Annotated in this window: 8 protein-coding genes and 1 pseudogene; 6 read left to right on the plus strand and 3 right to left on the minus strand. The window is 75.1% G+C overall.

Features of this window, described 5'->3' with window-relative positions; genetic code table 11:
• Positions 1-304 precede the first annotated feature (304 nt).
• On the minus strand, positions 305-1,180 hold the full coding sequence (locus tag ACZZ97_RS13350; RefSeq protein ID WP_463473459.1) for an SDR family NAD(P)-dependent oxidoreductase: 876 nt from the start codon (positions 1,178-1,180) through the stop codon (positions 305-307).
• A gap of 311 nt (positions 1,181-1,491) precedes the next feature.
• Between ACZZ97_RS13350 and ACZZ97_RS13355 the strand changes: the two genes are divergently transcribed.
• From ACZZ97_RS13355 to ACZZ97_RS13365, 3 genes are all read left to right on the plus strand, one after another.
• Positions 1,492-2,493 carry an NAD-dependent epimerase/dehydratase family protein gene (locus ACZZ97_RS13355; RefSeq protein WP_463473460.1) on the plus strand — a complete coding sequence of 334 codons (1,002 nt, stop codon included), beginning with the start codon at positions 1,492-1,494 and terminating at the stop codon, positions 2,491-2,493.
• Positions 2,494-2,598: 105 nt separating this feature from the next.
• A complete protein-coding gene (locus ACZZ97_RS13360; RefSeq protein ID WP_314104125.1) occupies positions 2,599-3,264 on the plus strand; it encodes an SDR family NAD(P)-dependent oxidoreductase in 666 nt (221 codons plus the stop codon).
• 318 nt (positions 3,265-3,582) lie between these two features.
• Positions 3,583-3,984 (plus strand): (R)-mandelonitrile lyase, encoded by a 402-nt coding sequence (locus tag ACZZ97_RS13365; protein ID WP_463473461.1) that lies wholly within the window; start codon positions 3,583-3,585, stop codon positions 3,982-3,984.
• A gap of 23 nt (positions 3,985-4,007) precedes the next feature.
• Here ACZZ97_RS13365 and ACZZ97_RS13370 read toward each other — a convergent pair.
• Positions 4,008-5,113, minus strand: a pseudogene (locus tag ACZZ97_RS13370) (histidine phosphatase family protein).
• Between ACZZ97_RS13370 and chrA the strand changes: the two are divergent.
• The gene (chrA, locus tag ACZZ97_RS13375; protein WP_463473462.1) at positions 4,995-6,293 is read left to right on the plus strand and encodes a chromate efflux transporter; all 1,299 of its coding nucleotides are present in this window, start codon (positions 4,995-4,997) and stop codon (positions 6,291-6,293) included. The pseudogene ACZZ97_RS13370 and the gene chrA sit on opposite strands and share 119 nt — an antisense overlap.
• Before the next feature lie 112 nt (positions 6,294-6,405).
• On the opposite strand, the gene ACZZ97_RS13380 is transcribed toward chrA, so the two are convergent.
• Complete coding sequence (locus tag ACZZ97_RS13380; RefSeq protein ID WP_463473463.1) at positions 6,406-6,576, minus strand: Rv0909 family putative TA system antitoxin; 171 nt, start codon at positions 6,574-6,576, stop codon at positions 6,406-6,408.
• Positions 6,577-6,850: 274 nt separating this feature from the next.
• On the opposite strand from ACZZ97_RS13380, the gene ACZZ97_RS13385 reads away from it, so the two are divergent.
• Together ACZZ97_RS13385 and ACZZ97_RS13390 are read left to right on the plus strand one after the other, a co-directional pair.
• Complete coding sequence (locus tag ACZZ97_RS13385) at positions 6,851-7,792, plus strand: ABC transporter ATP-binding protein (protein WP_463473464.1); 942 nt, start codon at positions 6,851-6,853, stop codon at positions 7,790-7,792.
• Positions 7,789-8,577: a hypothetical protein gene (locus ACZZ97_RS13390; RefSeq protein ID WP_463473465.1), complete on the plus strand. Its 789-nt coding sequence runs from the start codon at positions 7,789-7,791 to the stop codon at positions 8,575-8,577. Before ACZZ97_RS13385 ends, ACZZ97_RS13390 begins: the two co-directional genes overlap by 4 nt.
• Positions 8,578-8,632: the final 55 nt, after the last annotated feature.

Raw genomic sequence — 8,632 nt, forward strand, 5'->3', positions numbered from 1 at the left:
GAGCCCGACGCACCGCGTCGACCTCGGCGACGACGTGCGGACCCTAGGGACGGGGGAGGCGCGGGTCAGGATCACCTGACGCGCGCCTCCCCCGCTGTGCCTGTCCCTGCTCGCCCCGCTGTGCCTGCCCCTGCTCGCCGGCCCCGCACCTCCTCGGCACGGGCGTCGTTCCGCACGACTCAGGAACCCGTGGCGGCGACGTCCTGATCCGTGCACGACTCAGGACGAGCACTCCCCCCGCCGCACGACGCAGGACCGATCTTCCTGAATGAGGAGGAACACCGAGCAGCGCGGCGCGCGGCGCTCAGGCGAGCGGGTCGGACGGGATGCCGAGCAGGTCGGCGCTCCGCTCCCACAGGTCGCGCATCAGGTCGCGGTCGCCGGCCTGCGCCGCGACGCGACCCGGCGCACGGAGCCGGTCGAAGTAGTTGCCGCTCGGCGCGGGCACCGTCGGCGCCGCCGCGAGCCGCACCAGGGGCTCGGCGCCCTGCTCGGTCGACACGGCCGCGCGCTTGGCGAAGGTGGCGACGGGGCCGTTCCCGCCGAACCCCGAGGCGACGAAGCCGGGGTGGAACGCGAACGCGTCGACTCCCGTGCTGCCGAGACGACGGGCGAGCTCGCGCGTGAACAGGATGTTGAGCAGCTTCGAGGTGCCGTAGGCGCGGAACCCGCCGTACCAGCGCTCGTGGTCGCCGTCGAGGTCGGCCAGGTCGACCCGGCCGAAGAGGTTGCCGGCGCTCGAGGTCTGGATGACGCGGACGGTGCCCGGCGCGTGGTCGGCCGCGGTCTCGACCATGCGCGGCAGCAGCAACGAGGTCAGCAGGAACGGCGCCAGGTGGTTGCCCTGGAACGTCAGCTCGAAGCCGTCGGAGGTGCGCTGACGCTCCGCGATCGTGGCCCCGGCGTTGTTGGCGAGCACGTGGATGCGGGGCAGGTCGGCCAGGAGCTGGTCGGCGAGCGAGCGCACCGAGGCGAGGTCGGCGAAGTCGGCGAGGTAGGCGGTGCCGCCGACCTCGTCGGCGACCGCGCGGGTGCGGTCCGGGTTGCGGCCGACGACGGCGACGGTGGCGCCGAGCTCCGACAGGGCACGGGCGGCCTCACGGCCGATCCCGGAGCTCGCTCCGGTGACGACGACGGCGCGGTCGTCGAGGCGGCCAGGGGCAGGGAGGGTGACGGACATGTCCTCGACGGTAGACCGTGACCGCCTGGGGGCGTCGTGCACGATCCCCGCGTCCCCTCGTCCGGGTGCCGACCGGGCCCTGACCGGGATGCGGACGGGCACGGGTCGGAGCGCGTACCGTCCACCGGGTCGAAGGCGTCACCATGCGTCTTCACCGGCCGGTGTCGCTCCGCTCCCCTGCCCGTGAAGCTCAGATGCGGACAACATCGACCCGGGCACGGCCACCTGCGTGGTGGCCGTGCCCTCTCTCTGCCCGTCCGCTGTGCGGTCCCCGCGGCTCGTGAACCCGTGGATCCGGCAGACTGGCCCGCATGCGCAAGGTGCTGGTGCTCGGCGGGACGGGGTGGCTCGGCCACGAGATCGCGCGGCAGGCGGTGGCCGACGGAGCCGACGTCACCTGCCTCGCCCGGGGCAGCGCAGGAGGCGCCCCCGAGGGAGCCGCGCTGGTCCGGTCAGACCGCACCCGCCCCGGCGCCTACGACGCGGTGGCCCGCGTCGACCGCGAATGGGACGAGGTCGTCGAGCTCGCGACGCCGCCCGACCTCGTCGAGGGCGCGCTCGACGCCCTGGCCGCACGCGCCCGCCACTGGACCCTCGTCTCGTCCGTCAGCGTCCACTCCCGCGACGACGAGCCGGGCGCCGACGAGTCCGCCGAGCTCGTCGCGGTCGGCGAGCGCCCCGACGACGCCGCTCCCGATCTCTACGCGCAGCAGAAGGCCTGGGCGGAGCGCACCTCCGCCGCCCGGCTGGGCGACCGCCTCCTCGTCGTGCGGCCCTCGCTCGTCGTGGGTCCCGGCGACCCGAGCGACCGGTTCGGCCACTGGCCCGCGCGGATGCTGCGCGGCGGCCGCGTGCTCGTGCCCACGACCGAGGGACGCTGGGCGCAGGTGATCGACGTGGCCGACCTCGCAGCGTGGGTGGTGCGGGCGGGCCGTGAGCGCCTCCTCGGCCCGGTCATCGCTGCCGCAGAGCCGGTGCCCCTGGCCGAGGTCCTCGAGGAGGCGCGGCTCGCGGCCGGCACCGACCCCGAGCTCGTGCCGGTCGACGACGCCTGGTTGCTCGAGCACGACGTGCGGTGGTGGGCGGGCCCCCGGTCGCTGCCGTTGTGGCTGCCGCTCGAGGCGTCCGGCTTCGCGCGGCGCAGCACGGCGGCGTTCCGTGCCGCCGGCGGCACGACGCGCCCCCTCGCCGAGACGATACGACGCGTGCGCGACGACGAGGTGACGCGCGGGGTCGGCCGTCCCCGCCGAGCCGGCCTCGCCCCCGACGAGGAGGCGGCGCTGCTGCGCGAGCTCGCGACTCAGGATCTTTAGGCCACTTTGTTGCATTTGACTAAAACGGGACTGCCGCGGCTGCGGCGCCCGAGCGTTCCCTGGCAGGGCGCGTCACGCCTCCTCGGGCCTCCGTAGGGTCGGGCCATGACCACACTCGCCATCATCGGCGCCGGCCAGGGCCTCGGCCTGGCCGTCGCCCGCCGCTTCGCCCGCGAGGGCCTCAGCATCGCGCTGATCGCCCGAGACCAGGCCAGGGTCGACGAGCTCGCCGCGACCCTCGTCGCCGAGGGCCACACGGCCGCCGGCTTCGTCGCCGACGTGCGCGACCGCCCCTCGCTCGTCTCCGCGCTCGAGCAGGCCGCCTCCCGCCTCGGGCCGATCGAGGTGCTGCAGTACAGCCCCCTCCCCGCCAAGGAGTTCATGCGTCCCGTGCTCGAGACGGTCGCCGACGACCTCGTCGGCCCGGTCGAGTTCTCGATCTACGGCCCGGCGACGGCGGCCCACCAGGTGATCCCCGGGATGCGCAGCCTCGGCGGGGGCACGCTCCTCTTCGTCAACGGCGCGAGCGCGGTGCGTCCGCGTGACGGCGTCACCGGGACGGCCGTCGCCTTCGCCGGCGAGAGCGCCTACGCCGAGCTGCTGCACGGCGCGCTGGCGTCCGAGGGCATCCACGTCGGTCAGCTGATCATCCCGCTCGGCATCGGCGGCGGCGACCCGGCCCACGAGCCGGACGTGCTCGCAGACACCCTGTGGACGATGCACGCCGAGAAGGGCGACTTCCGCGTCTACGCGGCGCCGCTGCCCGACTGACGCCGACCCCGGCCCTGGACGCAGGAGGCGCGGTGCCCGTCGGGCGCCGCGCCTCCCCCCGTCACCCCGCCCCACCAACCGCGTTCCGAACGATGAACCGCGTTCTTTCGCGGTTCATCGTTCGGAACGCGGTTCACCGACCACCGGCGTGACCCCTCCCCGGCACCACGTGCCCGCCCCGGCTCCACAGGGGCACCAGCAGGGCACCCCGGGCGCCGGGTCGCCGTCGTAGCGTCGAGGTGCGCCTCGCGGTCAGCCCCGCGGCGGCGCGAGCGGCCGCCGCCCGGCAGGCCGCTCCCCCACGACCGAGGAGCACCCGTGCAGATCGTCCCGAAAGCGCCCACCGTCAAGAACCCGCCCGAGCAGTTCACCGGCGACGTCTGGCTCGACGCGATCGCGTCGCCGCAGCAGGAGGGCGACCGGATGACGGTCGTGAAGGTGCGGTTCGTGCCGGGGGCCCGCACGGCCTGGCACTCGCACGCGAGGGGGCAGACCCTGCACGTCACCGAGGGCGTCGCGTTGCTCGGCTCGCGGGACGGCACCGTGGTCGAGGCGCTGCCCGGCCAGACGATCTACACGCCTCCCGGCGAGGAGCACTGGCACGGCGCCACTCCGGACGACTACATGGAGCACCTCGCGATGATCGAGTCGGCCGACGACCCGTCGACGACCACGACGTGGCTCGAGCACGTGTCGGACGACGACTACCGACGTCCGTAGTCCCGCCGGGTGCCCGGTGCGGGTCAGTCCCCGTCGACGGCCTCGCCGAGCGCCTCGCCGGTCGGGTCGTTCGGGGCGGCGACGCCGACGGGCGCGCCCTGCCAGCTCACGACCGTCCAGCCGGCCTCGAGCGAGCCGACGACCTCGATGACGCCCGTGTTCTCCATCTCGGTGCTGGTCGTGAACTCGGGGTCGACGTTGAGCGCGCGACCGCCGAGCCAGACGCGGGTGGCGGCGCCGTGGCCGACGACGACCACGGTGGCGTCGTCGTCGTGCAGCGCGACGATGTCCGCGATCGCGGCGTCGAACCGCTCGAAGAACGCGTGCCCGTCCGGGGCGCCCGGGGCCGAGGCCGTGAGGTCTCCCCCTGCCCAGGCGACCAACGGCAGGACATAGCCGCGCAGCGCCTCCTCGTCGGTGCGGTCCTCGAGGTCGCCGGCCTCGATCTCGTGCAGTCCGTCACGGACGACGACGTCGAGCCCGAGACGGGCGGCGAGGGGGAGGCGGTCTGCTGGGCACGGACGAGCGTCGACGCGTAGATGGCGTCGATCCGGTCGTCGCCCAGCGTCCCGACGAGGGCGTCGGCCTGTTCGCGACCGAGGTCGGTGAGGTCGGGGCCGGGGGCCGCGCTGGAGACGGCACCGGCGGCGTTGGCGGTGCTCTGGCCGTGTCGGACGAGGAGGATGCGCACGTCGTCGAGTCTTCCACGACACGGATGTGACGGAAGTCCTAGGGGCCGCGCCGACCGTGGGCTGACTTCGGCGTGCCGGGGCGACCACCTCGGCAGGACACCCACGCCGGACTTGCCCCTTCGCACCCACACCGTCGTGACCGAGGTCGCAGGCGGCCCTCCCCCGAGGGTCGACCATCGCGCGGACGTCCGGCACCCCGACTGCCGGGCGGTCCCCTTCGACTCGCGGGCGCCGCGGCCCCTGACGGTCACCTCCTCGTCGCCCGCCGTCCACGTCCCCCCGTGGCACGACGCCGCGAGATCGGCGACGATTGGGTCGATGGACCCCGCCGACGCGACCGAGCCGGCCGACTCGCCGGAAGACGGCCGGCAGGATGCGCCCCCGCGCCCCGGCACCGCGGCCGAGGTGCTCCGCGCCTTCGCCGTGCTCGGCGTCACCTCGTTCGGCGGCCCCGTCGCGCACCTCGGCTTCTTCCGCGCCGACCTCGTCGAGCGGAGGCGCTGGCTCGGCGATGCCGACTACGGTGACCTCGTCGTGCTGGGGCAGTTCCTCCCCGGCCCGGCCTCGAGCCAGGTCGGCTTCGGCCTCGGGCTGCTGCGCGGCGGCCCCCTCGGCGCCCTGGCCGCCTTCGTGGCGTTCACCCTCCCGTCGGCCCTCGTCATGCTCGCTGTCGCGTCGGGCGTCGGGCTCCTCGAGGGCCCCGTGGGCAGCGCGCTGGTGTCGGGCCTCACGATCGGCGCCGTGGCGATCGTCGCGCACGCCGTCGCGGGGATGGCTCGTTCGCTGGCTGCCGACCGGACCCGCGCCTCCGTCGCCGTGGTCGCCGCCGTGCTCGCGCTCGCGCTTCCGGGCTCGACGGGGCAGCTCGCGGCGATCGCCGTCGGCGTGCTGGCCGGGCTCTGGCTGCTCCGCGGCGCGAGCGACCCGGCCGGCGGCGCGGACGGCGGCGCGGATGCCTCTCCGCCTGCGGCACCCGCGGCCTGGGCGGCCGCCGTCCCTCGCCGGGCCGCCGTCGCCTGCCTCACGCTCTTCGCCGGGCTGCTCGTCGGCCTGCCGCTGCTCGCCCGCGCGACCGGCTCCGAGGCGCTCGCGCTCGTCGACGTCCTCTACCGCTCCGGCGCCCTCGTGCTCGGCGGCGGCCACGTGGTGCTGCCCCTGCTGCAGGCGGGTCTCGTCGACCCCGGCTGGGTCACCGAGGAGGCGTTCCTCACGGGGTACGCAGCGGCCCAGGCGGTGCCCGGTCCCCTCTTCACCTTCGCCACCTACCTCGGCGCCGTCACGACCCTCGGCCCCGGGGGCCCGCTCGGCGCGCTGCTCGCGACGCTGGCGATCTTCGCCCCCGGCCTGCTCCTCCTCGTCGGGGTGCTGCCGTTCTGGGCGGCGGTGCGGGACCGGGCGTGGCTGCGCGGCGTCATGCGGGGGGCGGGGGCCGCGGTCGTCGGGCTGCTCGCCGCGGCGCTCTGGGACCCCGTCGCGACGACGGCGATCACGTCGACCGGGGCGTTCTGCCTGGCGCTCGTCTGCTTCGTGCTGCTGACCGCCTGGCGGACGCCGCCGTGGGCCGTGGTGCTCGTCGCGGCCGGGGGCGGGCTGGTGCTCTCGCTCCTCGGCGCCTGAGGGGACTGGGCGGGCTGCGGGCTGCGGTCCGCGTCGACCACGGGGACGTCCCCCGACGCGGATGCCGTCGGGGTGCCGCACACTGAGCGCGGCACCCCGACGACGACTCAGCTCAGCGGCCGACCTTCTCGTCGGCAGCGTCGCCGGCCTTCTCGATCTTGTCGTCGAACTTGCCGCCGCTCTTCTGTGAGGCAGCCTGCTCGGCCTTGTCGATGCCCGCGTCCGAGGCCTTCTCGCCCTTGTCGCTGCCCATCGCGTCCTTCGCGCTGTCCATGAGACCCATGTCGGTCGTCCTCTCGTCCGTGGCCCGCCCGGCGCGGACCTCCCCCAGGTCACTCCCTCGGCGGCGGGACCGTCCTGCACGTGCAGGCAGGTCCCAGTCCCGGCCGCCGGACGTCCCCCGGCTGCCGACATGTGCAGGACCCGCGCCGGACCGGTACGGCCGCGACGCCGGAGGCGGCTGTCGCTCGGCACGACAGACCCTCGGCACTCCGGTACCAGCGGACGGATACCCGTGGAGGATCTCACGTCCGTCCGACGTCCGTAGCGTCGGCACCATGATCGAAGCGACCAGACTCAGCAAGCGCCACGGCGCGAAGACAGTCGTCGACGGCGTGTCCTTCTCGGTGCGGCCGGGCACGGTGACGGGGTTCCTCGGGCCGAACGGCGCCGGCAAGTCGACCACGATGCGGATGATCGTCGGGCTCGACCGCCCCACGTCGGGCACCGTCACGGTGAACGGCCGCCGCTACGTCGACAGCCCTGCGCCCATGGCCGAGGTCGGCGTGCTGCTCGACGCCGGCGCGGTCCATCCCGGCCGACGGGCCCGTGACCACCTGCGCGTCGTCGCCAGCACCAACGGGATCGGCGACCGTCGCGTCGACGCGGTGCTGAGCCTGGCCGGGCTCGAGAGCGTCGCCCGCAAGAAGGTCGGCACGTTCTCGCTCGGCATGAAGCAGCGTCTCGGCATCGCCACGGCACTGCTCGGCGACCCCGGCACGGTGGTGCTCGACGAGCCGGTGAACGGCCTCGACCCCGAGGGCGTCATCTGGGTGCGCCAGCTGTGCCGCCAGCTGGCCGCCGAGGGCCGGGCCGTGCTGCTCTCGAGCCACCTGATGGGCGAGATGGCCCAGACGGCCGACCGCCTCGTCGTGCTCGGACGAGGGCGCGTGATCGCGGACACCCCGACGGCCGAGCTGCTGGCACGAGCCGGCGGCGGCGGCGCCGTCCGCGTCCGCACGGACCGACCGGAGGACCTGAGCGCCCTGGTGGCGCCGCTGGGCGCGACGCTCGTCCCCGTCTCGGCCGACACCGTCGAGGTGGCCGGCCTGACCGCCGAGCAGATCGCCCAGGCGGCCGGGCCCGCCGGCGTGCTGCTGTACGAGCTCGCCCCGGTCCAGGTCTCCCTCGAGGCCGCCTTCTTCCACCTCACGGGCGACTCGGTCGAGTACCGGGCCGACGCGATCACCGACACCGACTCCTCGAAGGCCACACGATGAACGAGCACCTGCCCACCTCGTCCTCGGCACCCGTCGCCGCCCGCGACACCCGCACGTCGACCGCCGCCCACCAGGACTTCACGGGCCTGATGAGGTCGGAGTGGCTGAAGGTCGCCTCCCTGACCTCGATGCGGTGGCTCGCGCTCGCCGCCGTCGGTGCCGGGGCGCTCGGCGCCGTGGCGTTCGCCTCGAGCGCCGAGGCCTCGACCACCACCGCGGTCCTCGGCTCCGCCACCCTGTCCGCCCTCGTGATCGGCCTCCTGACGGCCCTGGGGACGACGTCCGAGTACGCAACCGGAAGCATCCGCACCACCCTGGCCGTCGCGCCCCGTCGCGGTCTCGCACTGCTGGCCAAGGCGGCCGTGTCCGCCCTGCTGGGCGTCGTCCTGTCGGTCCTCGGCTCGGTCGCCGGCCTGGCCGCCACCTCGGCCGTGCACCCCGACGGCTGGATCGAGGCCGGCACCGTCGTGCGCGCCGTGGTCGCCGCCGCGATCTACGTCGCCGTCGTCGCCGTCTTCTGCCTGCTGCTCGGCACCGTGCTCCGCGGGGTCGCCCTCACGACGGCCTCCGTCATCGCGCTCGTCCTGCTGCTCCCCGGGATGACCGGCGGCGTGCGCGTCGGCGACGTGTTCCTCTCCGACTACCTCTTGTCCGAGGCCGGGCCGGGCCTGGTCCTCCAGACCTCGTTCGGCACCGACGCGTGGGTGCAGGTGGCCACCGTCAGCGTCTGGATGGCGCTCGCCTCGGCCGCCGCCGCCGCCCGCCTCGGGTACTCCGACGCCTGAGGCGCGGCCCTGCTGCCGAGGCCGCGACCTCGGGCCCCGCGGTCCAGGCGGTCTC

The organism is Frigoribacterium sp. AC512, assembly GCF_979258295.1.